17 protein-coding genes are annotated in these 16402 nt (G+C 36.7%); all 17 read left to right on the forward strand.

Annotated elements, in window-relative coordinates; genetic code table 11:
- Positions 1-3 precede the first annotated feature (3 nt).
- The 17 genes from nuoN (at position 4) to AC1DS7_RS03415 (ending at position 16361) form a co-directional block, all read left to right on the forward strand.
- Positions 4-1518 (forward strand): NADH-quinone oxidoreductase subunit NuoN, encoded by a 1515-nt coding sequence (gene nuoN, locus AC1DS7_RS03335; RefSeq protein ID WP_002143854.1) that lies wholly within the window; start codon positions 4-6, stop codon positions 1516-1518.
- 208 nt (positions 1519-1726) lie between these two features.
- Positions 1727-1963, forward strand: a complete 237-nt coding sequence (locus AC1DS7_RS03340; protein WP_002016201.1) for a DUF1146 family protein — start codon at positions 1727-1729, stop codon at positions 1961-1963.
- 51 nt (positions 1964-2014) lie between these two features.
- The gene (locus AC1DS7_RS03345; protein ID WP_002139032.1) at positions 2015-2719 is read left to right on the forward strand and encodes a YwmB family TATA-box binding protein; all 705 of its coding nucleotides are present in this window, start codon (positions 2015-2017) and stop codon (positions 2717-2719) included.
- 39 nt (positions 2720-2758) lie between these two features.
- Positions 2759-4063, forward strand: coding sequence for a UDP-N-acetylglucosamine 1-carboxyvinyltransferase (gene murA, locus AC1DS7_RS03350; protein WP_002068497.1), 1305 nt, complete (start codon positions 2759-2761; stop codon positions 4061-4063).
- Positions 4064-4471: 408 nt separating this feature from the next.
- Positions 4472-5491: a stage II sporulation protein D gene (gene spoIID, locus AC1DS7_RS03355; RefSeq protein WP_002130041.1), complete on the forward strand. Its 1020-nt coding sequence runs from the start codon at positions 4472-4474 to the stop codon at positions 5489-5491.
- Between the two features lie 102 nt (positions 5492-5593).
- On the forward strand, positions 5594-6601 hold the full coding sequence (locus AC1DS7_RS03360; RefSeq protein ID WP_061673795.1) for a LytTR family transcriptional regulator DNA-binding domain-containing protein: 1008 nt from the start codon (positions 5594-5596) through the stop codon (positions 6599-6601).
- Positions 6602-6780: 179 nt separating this feature from the next.
- Positions 6781-7623, forward strand: a complete 843-nt coding sequence (locus AC1DS7_RS03365; protein ID WP_012262038.1) for an ABC transporter ATP-binding protein — start codon at positions 6781-6783, stop codon at positions 7621-7623.
- A complete protein-coding gene (locus AC1DS7_RS03370; RefSeq protein ID WP_002167337.1) occupies positions 7623-8327 on the forward strand; it encodes an ABC transporter permease in 705 nt (234 codons plus the stop codon). Before AC1DS7_RS03365 ends, AC1DS7_RS03370 begins: the two co-directional genes overlap by 1 nt.
- Positions 8328-8488: 161 nt before the next feature.
- The gene (locus AC1DS7_RS03375) at positions 8489-9472 is read left to right on the forward strand and encodes a stage II sporulation protein SpoIIQ (RefSeq protein WP_002167338.1); all 984 of its coding nucleotides are present in this window, start codon (positions 8489-8491) and stop codon (positions 9470-9472) included.
- 294 nt (positions 9473-9766) lie between these two features.
- Positions 9767-9901, forward strand: a complete 135-nt coding sequence (locus tag AC1DS7_RS03380) for a hypothetical protein (RefSeq protein ID WP_002016211.1) — start codon at positions 9767-9769, stop codon at positions 9899-9901.
- Between the two features lie 309 nt (positions 9902-10210).
- The gene (gene spoIIID, locus AC1DS7_RS03385) at positions 10211-10483 is read left to right on the forward strand and encodes a sporulation transcriptional regulator SpoIIID (RefSeq protein WP_002089714.1); all 273 of its coding nucleotides are present in this window, start codon (positions 10211-10213) and stop codon (positions 10481-10483) included.
- 161 nt (positions 10484-10644) lie between these two features.
- Entirely contained in the window at positions 10645-11646 is a 1002-nt protein-coding gene (gene mreB, locus AC1DS7_RS03390; RefSeq protein WP_002130035.1) for a rod shape-determining protein, read from the forward strand.
- Between the two features lie 647 nt (positions 11647-12293).
- Positions 12294-12728: a 3-hydroxyacyl-ACP dehydratase FabZ gene (fabZ, locus tag AC1DS7_RS03395; protein ID WP_000931959.1), complete on the forward strand. Its 435-nt coding sequence runs from the start codon at positions 12294-12296 to the stop codon at positions 12726-12728.
- Between the two features lie 365 nt (positions 12729-13093).
- Positions 13094-13771, forward strand: a complete 678-nt coding sequence (locus AC1DS7_RS03400; protein WP_002143847.1) for a CpsD/CapB family tyrosine-protein kinase — start codon at positions 13094-13096, stop codon at positions 13769-13771.
- Positions 13772-14046: 275 nt separating this feature from the next.
- Positions 14047-14790 (forward strand): YveK family protein, encoded by a 744-nt coding sequence (locus tag AC1DS7_RS03405; RefSeq protein WP_002143846.1) that lies wholly within the window; start codon positions 14047-14049, stop codon positions 14788-14790.
- Positions 14780-15484: a CpsD/CapB family tyrosine-protein kinase gene (locus AC1DS7_RS03410; protein ID WP_002143845.1), complete on the forward strand. Its 705-nt coding sequence runs from the start codon at positions 14780-14782 to the stop codon at positions 15482-15484. The genes AC1DS7_RS03405 and AC1DS7_RS03410 overlap by 11 nt, the downstream gene beginning before the upstream one ends.
- 109 nt (positions 15485-15593) lie before the next feature.
- Positions 15594-16361: a tyrosine-protein phosphatase gene (locus tag AC1DS7_RS03415; protein ID WP_002143844.1), complete on the forward strand. Its 768-nt coding sequence runs from the start codon at positions 15594-15596 to the stop codon at positions 16359-16361.
- Positions 16362-16402: the final 41 nt, after the last annotated feature.

Below are 16402 nucleotides of genomic sequence, written 5' to 3' on the forward strand. Positions count from 1 at the left end.
GATATGAACACGTTACTTAGCTTATCATGGCATCTCATGGTACCAGAATTCATTATTCTCGGGGCAGCCATCCTTCTTTCCATATGTGATTTGTTTTTTAAGCTGAACCATAGGTATGTTGCGATTGGTGCAATTGCCGCTGCCTTGTTAGCGATAGTGTCATTAATGACGCTATATAGCGAACCGGCAGGAGATATTTTAAATGGATCGTTTGTACTAGATGGATTTTCAAAAGGATTTAAAACGTTGTTATTAGGCGGAGCAGCTCTCGTTTTATGTATGGCAATAAGCGATGACAAGAAGGAGCCTATTCAAGATAAAGGAGAATATTATTATTTGTTTTTAATGGCGCTTCTTGGAGCGATGTTCATGGCTTCTAGCGTTGATTTCATCACATTGTTCGTTGGTTTAGAGTTGCTTTCGCTTTCTTCCTATATTTTAGTAGGAATCCGAAAAAGAAACCGCGCATCGAATGAGGCTGCAATGAAATATGTCATTAACGGAGGAATTGGAACAGCAATTACACTCTTTGGAATGAGCTATTTATACGGTATTACAGGGTCGACCAACATAGTGGAAATGCAAAAGGCATTTACGCAAGGATTGGCCGGGGGCATTCAGTTATTGTTAGCCCTCGCATTTCTACTTTTGCTCGTTGGACTCTCATTCAAAATTGCAACAGTGCCATTTCATATGTGGGCACCAGATGTGTATGAGGGAGCGGCTACACCTGTCACTGCTTTTCTCGGAACGATTTCTAAAATTGCTGGTTTTCTACTCATTACGCGTTTGTTTCTTATGGTGTTTGCAGGTGTGGCAATCCAAGGAGACGCACAATCTTTGTACGGGCGTATGAGTATATACATTGCGGTACTAGCTAGTATTACGATGATTGTTGGGAACGTAGTAGCATTAAAGCAATACAACGTAAAACGTCTATTTGCCTATTCAGGTATCGCGCATGCTGGGTATTTGCTAGTCCCTCTTGTAGCGCTATCGCAGTTTACGATGGATAGTATGTGGTTTTATATGCTTGCATATATGCTTATGAATATAGGAGCATTTGCAATCATCCACGGATTAATCTTACAAAATGATAAGGAAAACATGACGATTTTTACAGGGTTATATAAGCGATCCCCCTTTACAGCTATAGTGATGACGGTCTTTATTTTATCGTTAGCTGGAATACCGGGGACAGCAGGTTTCATCGGAAAAATTAACATTTTTTTAGGGGCACTTCATGTTGAACCTGCTCATTACGTATTAGCTTCTATTATGATGGGGACGACGGTTATTTCATTCATATATTATTTCCGAATATTACAGCAAATGTTTTTCCGCAAGGGAGAGACAGAAGAAAAGCTCCGATTACCGTTAAATATAAAGATTGTCATGAGTCTTTGCGCAATTTCAATTGTAATACTAGGGATTATGCCGATGATTGGTTACAATTTCTTTTATGAACATTTTCCATTAATGAAGGATTTCTTCTTCTTGGGGAACGTGGTACAATAGTGGAAATAAAAGGTGTAGAGTCCGTACTCTACGCTTTTTATTTTGGAGTAACAGCAAATGAAAACGTCTATAGGTATATGTTTTCCGAGAGAAAATTACGATGTAAGATGCTTATTTGCGTTTGAAAAAGTGTGGCTCCTACTTATTTATGGTATCGTTTTTTACATTTTGCGTAAGTAGTAGCCAAGCAAAAAAAGGGGTCGATTTTTTGGCACATCTTTTAGGGCAACAAGCACTGATTGCCATTGTTTCGCATTTATTGTTTATTACCATTACGTGGTGGGCCTTACAAGGTATTCACATTGAGCGCTTAATGAAGTCTGGAAAAGTGATGCAGACGAGAGTATTACTTATCCTAATTACAATTGCAATTGGGACATCTGTAAGTAACTTTTTCCTTGATTATTTAGGCTATTCAAAGAGTTTAACGTATTTAGTAAAGTAAGTGTATAGAACCTCATATCTCCGTTAACAATGGGGATAGGAGGGGATGAAATTGAAGTTTAAAGCCATTCTTATCGTTATCGTAAGTGTTGTTTTATTTTTGGTTGGATATAAAGAGATGAAACCTATAAGCGACGAACAGAAAATGGAGAGCATGATTGCAGCTTTAGAGAAGAACGATGCAAAAGTAGAGCGGTGGTCATGGTTAGCGCGAGAAACGAAAACAATTTCTAATATACATACGTTTCAAAAATTGTTAAACGATGTGAAGGAAGAGGCAAACATCGAAAGTTGGGAATTAGAACAATCTCCAGATGGATATAAGGCTACATCCTATAAAAAATCTTCTTCACATGAAGAACGAATAGTAGTAACTTGGAGTAAGGAAAATACTAAAGAAAACACTTTTATTATTTTTGAAGTGAGCGGGGCGAAATGGGACCCGAAGTACGTTCAGAACATGGATAAAATTTTTAGTGAAAAACCTATAATTTACACTTGTGTTCAAGGTGTACTGAATGATAAGATTGAAGGTGTTTTGCAAAATAAAACCAATCAGGTTTTGAAAGATCTTTCAGCAAGAGCGATCGAACAGATAGAAGAAAGAGCATTTGTATCAGTCTCCGCATATAATAAAAAGTGGAATGACGCTCTTTCAACAAATAGAGAGAAAATAAATGTGCAAATAGCAATACGTTCTACAAACAACAAAGATACAATTGTGGTTGGCACACCGATCATAACTTCTGAGTATTGAGTGAATAGATACTGAAAAAAGGACACGGAGGGGAATAATTTGGAAAAGATCATCGTCCGTGGCGGAAAGCGGTTAAGCGGCACAGTGCGTGTTGAGGGCGCAAAAAATGCTGTATTACCTATAATCGCTGCAGCCCTATTAGCGAGTGACGGAAAGAATGTACTATCTGAAGTACCAGTATTATCTGATGTATACACAATTAACGAGGTATTACGTCATTTAAATGCTGAAGTCGTATTTGAAAATAACCAAGTAACAATCGATTCTTCTAAAGAATTAAACATTGAAGCACCATTTGAGTATGTACGTAAGATGCGTGCATCTGTTCAAGTAATGGGACCATTATTAGCACGTAACGGTCGTGCTCGTATTGCACTTCCTGGTGGATGTGCAATTGGTTCACGTCCAATTGACCAACATTTAAAAGGCTTCGAAGCAATGGGAGCGAAAGTAAAAGTTGGTAACGGATTCGTTGAGGCACACGTAGAGGGCGAACTAAAAGGAGCTAAAATTTATTTAGACTTCCCAAGCGTAGGCGCGACAGAAAACATTATGTCTGCAGCTACATTAGCAAAAGGGACAACAGTCCTTGAAAACGCAGCGAAAGAGCCAGAAATCGTTGACTTAGCTAACTTCTTAAATGCAATGGGAGCGAAAGTACGCGGAGCTGGAACTGGAACGATTCGTATTGAAGGCGTTGAAAAATTATATGGTGCAAACCACCCTATTATTCCTGACCGTATTGAAGCAGGAACATTCATGGTTGCAGCGGCAATTACAGGTGGAGACATCTTAATTGAAAATGCTGTGCCTGAACATTTACGCTCAATTACAGCGAAAATGGAAGAAATGGGTGTTAAAATTATTGAGGAAAATGAAGGTGTACGTGTTATCGGCCCAGATAAGTTAAAAGCGGTTGATATTAAAACTATGCCTCATCCAGGTTTCCCAACAGACATGCAATCACAAATGATGGCATTATTACTACATGCTGATGGAACAAGTATGATTACAGAAACGGTATTCGAAAACCGCTTTATGCACGTTGAAGAATTCCGTCGTATGAATGCTGATATTAAAATCGAAGGTCGTTCTGTAATTATGAACGGTCCAAGTAGCTTGCAAGGAGCTGAAGTTGGCGCAACTGATTTACGTGCTGCAGCAGCATTAATCTTAGCTGGTTTAGTATCAGAAGGTTATACTCGTGTAACAGAGTTAAAACATCTTGACCGCGGTTATGTAGACTTCCATAAGAAATTAGCTGCATTAGGTGCAACTATTGAACGTGTAAACGAAAAAGTAGAAGAAGTGAAAGAACAAGAAGTTTCTGATCTTCACGCTTAATTGAGGTAGTCTCTATGTCTTTTGACATAGGGGCTATTTTTTTTTTTGGTTATTACTGTTATAGTCAATAAATTCCATACTTATGCACGTCTCAGTGAAAATATTTAGAAAATTTTTGTTTTATTCCACTATTTGCGGTCAGTAAAACCCCACTGATTATAGTTTCACTTTATATCGATACCCCCAAGTATGTTCTAAAAAATCCCGTATTTCCATAAGAATGAAAGGAATCCAACTTTATCCCGCATTAACGGTCAGTAAAACTTCCACCTCAAAATTCGGCTGAAGCAAAGAAGTTAAGTGGAAGCCCTGCTGCCCGTAAATGCCCGATTGGTTCAACTAATAATCAGTGGGGGATGAACAAAACCCCCCACTGATTAAAGTTTCACTTTATATTGGGGGAATAGGATGAAATTTTCAAAGCCACTTTTCATTACAGTAGCGCTCTTAATAGCGCTCGTTATCATTGTACCTGCTGCTCTTGTTATTCCGTTTGCGAAAGCAAAAGTAGGGGAAGAAGCAGCTTCTAAAACTCCTCCAGCGATAGAAAGTATACCAGCTCCAGGGAAAGTGGATACAGCCGTTCAAGTTGCTGTATATCGTGATCAGCAGAAGAAGGTAGAAACATTACCTATGGAGGAGTATGTGGCCGGTGTAGTAGCTTCTGAGATGAATGCCAGCTTTGAAATAGAGGCGCTAAAGGCGCAGGCATTAGCAGCAAGAACATTTGTAGTGCAGCGTATGCTAAGCGGTGGTAAGAAAAACAATGCGGATGTGATAGATACAGTGAAAGATCAAGTGTACAAAAGCAAAGAGGAATTGAAGAAACAATGGGGTAATAACTACGAAAATAATTTAAAGAAAATTGAGGAAGCCGTTTCGCAAACCGCAGGACAAGTTTTAACGTATGATGGAAAACCAATTTCAGCATCCTTCTTCTCAACGAGTAACGGACGAACAGAAAATGCAGCTGATTATTGGGGAAATGATTATCCGTACTTGAAAAGTGTAGATAGTCCGTGGGATCAAGCTTCTCCAAAATTTACGAGTGAGCAAAAATTCACAGTAGCTGATTTTCAAAAACGTCTCGGTGTGAAAGTACTAGCAAACGGAAAGGTTGGTAATATTAAAGACCTTACGGAAGGAAAGCGAGTAAAGGATGTAGAGTTCCAAGGGAAAACATTAACAGGAAAACAAGTTCGTGAAAAGTTAGATTTACGCTCCTCAGACTTTACGTGGAAACAAGAAGGGGATAACATCACCGTTACAACGAAAGGATTCGGTCACGGCGTCGGTATGAGCCAGTACGGTGCGAATGGTATGGCAGCGGAAGGCAAGAAATATACAGAGATAGTCGCTCATTACTATAAAGGCATTGAAATAAAGACGATGAATGATTATGAAGGAAAATTGATGGTGAAGAAGTAGGTGTCAGGGGTTTCCTGATACCTACTTCTTTTTTGTTTAAAATATCATAATTTTCCATTAAATGTTTGGTATAATTAGAGAAAAATATTTGGGGGAGACAGAATGGCGTTATTGGAGTTGAAACAGTTAGGGAAGACGAACCAGTTACCGGCAATTGAGCTAGAGGTTGAGAAGGGACAATGTGTTGTTTTGCAGTGTAATAACCATACAGCTAAAGTGTTGCACCGCATCATTATCGGTGAAGAAGAAGCTTCAACTGGCAATGTACTATTTGAAGGCACAGCGATTGGAAAGAAGAATTATTCCCGCATCGGCTTTTGTTTTTTGAAAGATGAAGCATACGATCGTTTGAAGGTGAGGGAGTACTTTAAGTTTATATTAGGGCTTTATGAATCTAACATGAGTATGGAAGAAGCAGTACAATATGTCGGTCTCCTAGATAAGTTGAACGTTAAAATAGAAAAATTGTCATTTTCAGAGAAACGCCGTCTTCATCTTGGGCGAGTTATGATTCATAATCCGGATTTAGTTATTTTAGAAGAGCCAGAGCAAAATGTCGATACAGAGAGTACGATCATTATTCGAAAAGCGATTATGAAAATGAAAGAGCAAGGAAAGGCGATTTTTATTACGTCATCTTTTTTATCAGATGCGCTCTCGCTAACAGAAGATGTATACATATTAAATAACAATGGTGTGAAAAAGGTAGAAATTGAGCAAGAAGAAGTGAAAGAAGTTGACGAAGAAAAGGTCATTCAAATGATTCCGCAAATGAAACTTGAAAGAATTCCAGCGAAAGTGAACGATAAAATCATTTTACTGGATCCGATGGAGATCCATTTCATTGAAACACAAAATGGAGTGACACATATTCATGTGCGCGAAGGTGACTTCGTATGCGCATTAACATTAAGTGAACTAGAAACGAGATTAACAGGATTCGGATTCTTTAGATGTCATCGCTCGTACCTCGTTAATTTACAAAGAGTACGAGAAGTCATTACGTGGACACGTAATAGCTTTAGTTTAATTTTGGATGACGAAAGAAAAAGTTCAATCCCGCTTTCAAAAGGACGAATGGATGAGTTAAAAGGTGTAATTGGGCTATAAAAATGCTCCAATAAGCTCAAAATACGATTCATTCACCGGTAAAAATACTCCTTTTACCGGTATTTTACTGCGCCTACCCTTTGTTTTTCATATGATTGAGTCAAGAAAAGCGAAACAAACAAACGAAAAGCGCTAAAGCGACTTTCATCTATAAAAAGAAAAACAAAGGGGATGACGAAATGACATTGGCAATTGAAATGAAAGATGTAATGAAAAGTTTCGATGGAAAAACGGCCCTTCGAAATGTAAATATTGAGGTGAAGCAAGGAGAAATCTTTGGATTCCTCGGACCGAGTGGATCTGGGAAAACAACAACAGTAAAGATTTTAACTTCTCAATTGCTTCATAGCGTTGGAACTGTAAGAGTGTTAGGTAAAGACATTACAGGTCCAAGTAGTATCGATTACAAGCGAATTGGTATTTTAACAGACAACAGCGGCCTATACGAAAGACTTAGCATCTATGATAACTTACTACTATTTTGTGACTTATACGATTGTAAAAAAGAACGAATCGATGAAGTGCTAGCACAAGTGAACTTATTGGATGATAAAAAAACACAAGTGAAAAAATTATCAAAGGGAATGAAGCAGCGCGTCACATTGGCAAGGGCAATTCTTCATAAACCAGATATCCTCTTCTTAGATGAACCAACATCTGCACTTGATCCAGTAAACGTACAAAACATTCATAAAATCTTAAAAGACTTAAATAAAGAAGGAACAACGATTTTCTTAACAACGCACAACATGGACGAAGCAGAGACGCTTTGTAATCGTATTGCCTTTCTGTGCGGCGGAGAAATTGTAGCGCTTGATACACCAGAAAACTTGCGATTAAAATACGCGAAAGATCAAATACAAGTTGTGTTAAAAGATAAACAAAAAGAAACAGTGAAAAAAGACGAATTAGGTGCAAAACGTATTTCAGAATGGATGAACAAAGGAGAATTACTATCCATTCATTCACACGAGCCAACTTTAGGTGATATCTTTATTGAAGTTACTGGGAGGGGATTATAATGACATTTTCAATGAGACGTGTATCAGCTATTTTTAGAAAAGAAGTACAAGATTTTAAGACGAATTCACAAGTGTTGTTAATGGCATTTTTACCAATTATATTTTCATTTTTATTTAGCAGATTTGGAGCGGGAAAGGAAATGTTAGGCACTACTACTATAACGGCCTTCCTATTTGTCGCAGGCTTTGTTCAATCTATGGTAATTGCAGAAGAAAAAGAAAAACATACACTACGTGTGTTAATGTTATCCCCAGCATCTTCTGTTGAAGTTCTTCTTGGAAAGAGTTTATTAACAGCGGGTCTGACGATGGTCATTTGTATTGCAAATTTATTCATTTTAGATCAGTTAAATATCAATCTTCCATTGGTAGGATTGATATTCCTATGTGGAACTATTTTATTTATCGTGCTTGGAACAATGATCGGATTACTTGCATCTTCTGTACCACAAACATCATTAATTGGAATGCCTATTTTAATGACGATGTATTTAGCTGTACAATTTGAGTCACTAGTTGAAAATAAAACAATTAAGACGATGATTGAATATCTCCCAACATCTCATATTGTAAAAGCAATTAACAGCTTAGTAGGTGGGGCAGGATTTAGTAGTATTGGTGGGCATGTATTAAATATTGCAGTTTGGCTTATCATTTCGCTTATTGCATGTTTGATTGTATATAAAAAGAAACAAATGGACTAAAAACTGAGCCGAAACGCTCAGTTTTTTCCTTTTTCTATCATTTCCTCGGAAATTTTGTGATTCCTATACATATTTTTACATATTTTGTCGAAAAGTAATTAGTTATAGGTTGTATAGGATGAGTGAATATTGTTCAAAATGATTGCTGAGGTGATGATGGAATGCGAGGAAGAAATAGTAAAAAGTCGCAAAAAGTAGTACATTTATTTCAAAAAAGATGGGTGTTTCCGGCACTATACATTGCTTGTGCAGCGGTAATCTTAATGGTTGCGCTATGGTTCCAGGGAGCTAATCCAAAGAAAGCTCCGAACCAAGATCAAGCAACACCGTATACACAAACGGAAGATCCGGCAGTCCCAGTAACAAAATCTTCAGAAGTAGTGAAAATGCCAACTGCAGCAAATGCAGAAGTAGTAGTACAGAAGAAATTCTATGAAGATGCAGCATCAGAGGCGGAACAAGAAAAAGCACTTGTCTTTTATAACAACACATATTCCCCGAATAAAGGAATTGACATTGCTGCGAAAAACGGAAAAGAATTTGATGTTACAGCTGCTTTAAGTGGTACAGTAACGAAAGCTGAAAAAGATTCACTTCTTGGTTATGTTGTAACAGTAGATAGTGGAAATGGTGTAGCAGCATCTTATCAAAGCTTAGGCAGTGTGAAAGTAGAAAAAGGTGCAAGAGTCGCGCAAGGTGAAGTGTTAGGAAAATCAGGTCTAAATGCAATGAATAAAGATGCAGGTTCTTACGTTCACTTTGAAGTACGTAAAGACAATGTGGCTGTGAACCCTGAGCGTTATTTAAATAAATCAGTAGCAGAAATTAAAGCTGATGCAGGTGCTGCAAAGGCGACAAATGCTTCTGGTAAAAAAGCTGATGACAAATCTCAAAAAGAAGAAAAGTCAACAAGCACGAAACCAGAAGATAAGTCTCAAAAAGAAGAGAAATCAACAAGCGGCTCGACTAGTGATAAAGAGACGAACGGCAAACAAGATGAGAAATCTCAAAAAGAAGAGAAATCAACAAGCGGTTCGACTAGTGATAAAGAGACGAACGGCAAACAAGATGACAAATCTCAAAAAGAAGAAAAATCAACGAATGGTTCTACAGAATCATCTAACGGTTCTTCTTCACAAGAATAATAAAGTAAAAAAATCAGTTCTCATTAGGAGAGCTGATTTTTTTATCCCGCATTAACGGGCAGTAAGACTCCCACCTCAAAATTCAGCTGGAGCAAAGAAGTTAGGTGGGAGATCAACTGCCCGTAAACGCCCGATTGGTTCAACTAATAATCAGTGGGGGATGAACAAAACCCCCCACTGATTAAAGTTTCACTTTATTTTCATATAAAAATAATCAATTTCGAGAAAAAAGTTGCAATAACAAGGAAAAATGACGAGATTCTCGAATATATATTACAAAAGGGAGGGGATACTGTGTCATTTTTATCTGTTCTGTCGATTGCTATCATTTTATTGTTTGTTTTATTCGCTTTATATTATTATATTGCCGGTAAGAAAGAAGTCCCCCACCATCAGTTGTTAGAAGAAGAATATGAAAGAGAAGAGTGACACCTTTTATAAAGAGGTGTCACTTTTTTTCGCCATAATTGTCATCGTTAACGTATTTCTCACAAAAAAACGTAATTTTTCTTAACTTAGTCCGCAAAAATAGTGAACATGTAGCATATATCAGTAGTGCGGGCAATACAATGGTATAAACCAATGCAAAGAGAGTGTTTGAGGTGAGAAATCGTGAATCATTTCATTATAAATCCAAGAATGTTTAACGCTTACAAACAGCACTCACATTTACTTCATAGTCGTATGCAGCGAGTCTCATTTCACACTTCTCACATCCAATTTAGGGAGGCGAGTGGTGTGCACGATTACATCAAAGAGAGAACTATCAAGATTGGCAAGTATATCGTGGAGACAAGAAAGACAGTGCGTGTAATCGCAAAGGAGTTTGGGGTATCAAAGAGTACAGTCCATAAAGATTTAACAGAACGTTTGCCAGAAATTAATCCAGAGCTCGCAAATGAAGTGAAAGAAATTCTTGATTATCATAAGTCTATTCGTCATCTAAGAGGTGGAGAAGCAACAAAGCAAAAGTACCGAAAAGAAGATACAGAAAACCCTGTGCGCCAATAAATCTAAAATAGCAAACATTCCTTGTGAATTCGGTAATATTTTTCAGAAGAATTCTTTTTGCGAATATTACGTTTCTGTTAAATTTATGATAAAATCAGAAATTAGGTGTAAAAGAATTCGGGTGTAACCTGATTTTGAATATCGAGGAGGAAATGACGGGAATGTTTGCGCGAGATATCGGAATTGACCTAGGTACGGCTAACGTATTAATTCATGTTAAAGGTAAGGGTATTGTATTAAATGAGCCATCTGTTGTGGCAATTGATCGTAATAGTGGAAAAGTATTAGCAGTAGGTGAAGAAGCAAGAAGTATGGTGGGACGTACACCTGGTAATATTGTAGCAATTCGTCCGCTTAAAGATGGTGTAATCGCAGATTTCGAAATTACAGAAGCAATGTTAAAGTATTTCATTAACAAATTAGACGTGAAGAGCTTCTTTTCAAAACCTCGCATTTTAATTTGCTGTCCAACAAATATCACATCTGTAGAACAAAAAGCAATTCGTGAGGCTGCTGAACGTTCAGGTGGTAAAACAGTATTTTTAGAAGAAGAACCAAAAGTAGCCGCAGTTGGTGCGGGTATGGAAATCTTCCAGCCAAGCGGAAACATGGTTGTTGATATTGGTGGAGGTACAACAGATATTGCCGTACTTTCTATGGGTGATATTGTTACCTCTTCCTCTATCAAAATGGCTGGCGATAAGTTTGATATGGAAATCTTAAACTACGTTAAACGTAAGTATAAGCTATTAATTGGAGAACGTACTTCAGAAAATATTAAAATTAAAGTTGGTACAGTATTCCCAGGTGCACGTAGTGAAGAGCTTGAAATTCGCGGACGTGACATGGTAACAGGTTTACCACGTACAATTACAGTATGCTCTGAAGAGATTACAGAAGCACTAAAAGAAGACGCAGCTATCATTGTACAAGCTGCAAAAGGCGTACTAGAGCGCACACCACCAGAACTATCTGCGGACATTATCGACCGCGGTGTTATTCTAACAGGCGGTGGAGCTTTATTACACGGTATCGACATGCTTCTAGCAGAAGAATTAAAGGTACCAGTATTAATCGCTGAAAACCCAATGCAATGTGTTGCTATTGGTACAGGTATTATGTTAGAGAATATCGATAAATTACCACGTCGTGCATTGAAATAAAGTGAAACTTTAATCAGTGGGAGGTTCATCCCCCGCTGATTATTAGCCTTCACCAATCGGGATAAAGTGAGAAGGACTAAGGTATCAAACCTTGGTCCTTTTTATTTTTTTATATCTTTATATTTTTATATTTTTTTTAATTTATTGAGAAAATGGAAGGAAAATAAAGAAAAATAGAGAAAACAGGTAAAATATTCATATATATGGTTAAATTTAATATTTTCATATTTGAAAACGTTTGTAATATAATGAGTCGAATACGACATTAAGGCAAAAAATGTTCAAATACATATTGCCTTTCCCTAATTTGGGCATACACTCTTTTCTACCTCCGTGTCAGTTGCTGAGAAGTGCAACTATTTTAATGGAATAGAGTGTATGCATTTTTTTATAATTGGAAGTAAAGTAGTACTTTACCCCGCATTAACGGGCAGTAAGACTCCCGCCTCAAAATTCGGCGAATGCAAGGGAGTTAGGTGGGAGATCAACTGCCCGTAAAAGCCCGATTGGTACGGGCTAATAATCAGTGGGGGATGGACCTCCCACTGATTAAAGTTTCACTTTATAATGACAAATAATAAACAAAATGGGATAATAACAATATGTCCAAGTGGTAAGACCAATATTACAAAAGGGGCGATTGTTACATGCTAAATATAGAACAAATTAAAGAAATCATTCCACACCGCTATCCGTTTTTACTTGTTGATAAAATATTAGAAGTGGATGAGGGAAAAAGAGCGGTTGGAATTAAAAATGTATCTGCAAACGAGGAGTTCTTTAATGGACACTTCCCAGATTATGCAGTTATGCCTGGTGTACTTATTGTAGAAGCATTAGCGCAAGTTGGTGCAGTTGCTGTATTAAAGAAAGAAGAAAACCGCGGGAGACTTGCTTTCTTCGCAGGCATCGACAACTGTCGCTTCAAAAAACAAGTACGCCCAGGTGATCAACTTCGTTTAGAAGTAGAAATGACGCGCGTACGTGGTCCAATTGGAAAAGGAAAAGCAATCGCAACAGTAGATGGTGAAGTTGCGTGTGAAGCTGAAATTACATTTGCAATTGGTGATAAGAAAGAATAGATAGTGATTAAAAAAATCCTTCTGTAATATGCAGAAGGATTTTTTTAATCACTATATTTTTTATTTGAAATATTAAAATGCAAAGTAATCAGAATCTTAATTGTAAATGAATGGAAGTTTGTATATAATAGCGATGTAAATATCTTGAAATTAAGATAAATGATAGTGCGACAAAAATAGAGATGTCGTTGTCACATTATAGAGGTTATGAGATAGGACAAAGGTTATTATGATTCGTTATGATGAACTGTAGAGGAAAGTAATGGGGAAATTTAACGGTAGAAGTAAATGAAAAATAGGCGTAGCATATCGAGCATAAAAGAGAAAAAGGGAAAAGGTCGCATTTTGAAAAAGGAGACTAGAACATGTTCGGAAGAAAGAAAAGAAAACCATTACGACAATTAATTACACATAAAGAGCCTAAATCACGTATTACAGAACAATACCGTAACATTCGTACGAACATTGAATTTACATCTGTAGATAACCATATTCGTTCTATTATTGTCACTTCAGCAGATCCAGGAGACGGGAAAACAACAACTATTTCTAATCTAGCAGTTGTTTTCGGTCAACAAGGGAAAAAAGTATTGTTAATTGGGGCGGACTTACGTAAGCCGACATTACAAAACTTATTTGCGGTTCACAATCCAAATGGTTTAACAAATTTATTATCAGGACAGGCTTCTTTTATGCAATGTATTCAAAAAACAGATATAGATAATGTATATGTCATGCCAGCAGGCCCAATTCCGCCAAACCCTGCAGAACTACTAGGATACCGTAAAATGGACGAAATGCTTTTAGAGGCATATAAGATGTTCGACGTCATTCTAATCGATACGCCTCCTGTGCTGGCGGTTACAGACGCGCAAATACTTGCAAACAAATGCGATGGAGTTGTATTAGTAGCTCGTAGTGAAAAAACAGAAAAAGATAAACTGATAAAGGCGAAACAAATATTAGATAAAGCATCTGGAAAACTACTTGGCGTCGTTTTAAATGATAAAAAAGAAGAACAAAAACAATATGGATATTATTAGAAAATAATGTGTAAAATAGTAATTTTTAAAGCTGGTAAGTGTTGTTACCAGTTTTTTTGAATTATTTTAAAATTATATATTGAATTATATAAAAAAAATGATATAATAKGAATTTTGTAAAATTGATGGAATGTGTTGTCATATTTAAGATTATTTTGTAAGATTATATATGTTTTCAAATAACAAAAGAACATAGATATGACTAAAATAAAAAAATGTAAGATTATATGTTATAATTTTTCTTATGTGCAAATTTTAGAAAGTTGGAGGGACTTATGGAAGAAACAATTAGTTTAAAAGAGTTATTTTATATTTTAAAAAAACGTTTAGCAATGATCCTCGTAATCGCCTTTGGTGCAGCTATTGTAAGTGCTATCATTAGCTTCTTCTTCATGACACCAATCTACCAATCTTCAACGCAAATTCTTGTTAACCAGAAAAAGCAAGAGGGTGCAATGATTCAAGCTGGTGAGATTCAAACAAATATTCAATTAACGAATACATATAAGGTCATTATTAAAAGTCCAGTAGTCTTAGACCAAGTGAATGAAAAATTACATTTAAATATGACTGCACAAGCTTTAACAGGAAAGATTAATGTTGCAAACGAAAAAGACTCACAGGTCATTTCTGTTACAGCGGAGGATAAAGATCCGAAGTTAGCTCGTGATATTGCAAATGCAACTGCAGATGTATTTAAAGGTGAAGTTGCAAAAATTATGAATGTCGATAACGTAACGGTATTATCAAAAGCAGAAGTTGGGGAAAATCAATCTCCGATTAAGCCAGTTCCTATGCTTAATGTAGCAATTGCTTTCGTTGTTGGATTAATGGCTTCAGTTGGTCTTGCATTCTTACTAGAATACTTAGATAACACAGTGAAAAAAGAAGAAGATGTAGAAAGCTTACTTGGCTTACCGGTGTTAGGTATTGTAGCACGTATGGATGAAGAAACAGCAAGCGTGAAATCACATGCTCCATCATCAAGAAAAGTGAGGGGACAAACAATTGGCTCTTAATAGTTTATTTAAAAAGAAAAAAAATCATCGTCAACGTCGTCAATTAATTGCTCATCAACAACCGAAATCACCAATTTCAGAACAATATCGTAATATTCGAACGAATGTTGAGTTTGCGTCTGTTGATACAAACTTGCATTCACTAATGGTAACATCTGCGAACCCAAGTGAGGGGAAAACGACAACGACAGCGAATATGGCAGTTGTTTTCGCTCAACAAGGAAAGAAAGTATTGTTAATTGATGCGGATATGCGTAAACCGGCGATGCATCAAATGTTCCAAGTTGATAATATTTTCGGATTAACGAATGTATTAACATATAGTGAAGGGTTAGAGAAGTGTGTACAAACGACATTAGTTGATAATTTACACTTTTTAGCGTGTGGTCCAATCCCACCAAATCCGGCGGAATTGTTAGGTTCAAAATCGATGAAAGAACTTCTTGGGCAAGCATATAGTATGTACGATTTAGTCATCTTTGATTTACCGCCAATTTTAGCTGTAACAGACGCGCAAATTATGGCGAATGTATGTGATGCATCTATTCTTGTCGTGCGTAGTGAATCGACAGAGAAAGAATCAGCAGTAAAAGCAAAAGGGTTATTAGAATCTGCAAAAGGTAAATTGTTAGGTGTTGTTCTAAACGATCGTGAACGTGAACAAGGCTTATATTATTACTACGGTGCGAACTAATTAAAAAGTGAGATATGGCAAAAACATATCTCCTTTTTTCCTTTGAATATGAGATAACTCATATTCAAAGGAAAAAAGATTTTTATATGAGAGAGGGAGGATGAAACAAATGATTGATTTACATTGTCACATTTTACCTGGCATCGATGATGGTGCACAAACAGTAACAGATAGTCTGGCCATGGCACAAAAGGCTGTCCAAGAAGGAATACATACAATCGTCGCAACACCACACCATCAAAACGGGAAATATACAAATGAACGTACTTCAATTATTCATCAAGTAAAACAACTAAATGATGAACTACAACAAAATGAAATTCCACTGAAAATTTTACCAGGGCAAGAGGTCAGGTTATATGGTGATTTATTAGAAGACTATGAAGCTAGTAAAATCGTTACCTTAAACGAAACGAATAAATACATATTAATTGAATTTCCATCTAATCATGTACCTCGCTATGTAGAGCAACTATTATATGAATTACGTGTTAAAGGAATGATCCCAATTATCGTTCATCCAGAACGCAATGCCGAGTTAATCGAGCGGCCAGATAAGTTATATAACCTTGTAAGTAAAGGTGCATTAACACAAGTAACGGCGGGAAGTTTACTAGGAAAGTTCGGCAAAAAGATAAAAAAATTCTCACTACAACTCGTTGAACATAATTTAACACATATGATCGCATCAGATGCACATAACACAACATCAAGAGGGTTTCATTTAGCAGAAAGCTACGAATTAATCGGAAAAGAATTCGGAATGAACGTTATGAGTGATTTAAAAGAAAATCCATATTTATTAATTAGTGGAAAAGCAATTTATAAAGAAGATCCAGAACTAATTCGTCGTAAAAAATTGTTCGGGATTTTCTAAATAAGGAACTGGTGATGTCTCCTAACCGTTATCAACGGGGG

The sequence above is a fragment of the Bacillus sp. P4_E1 genome, assembly GCF_056401715.1.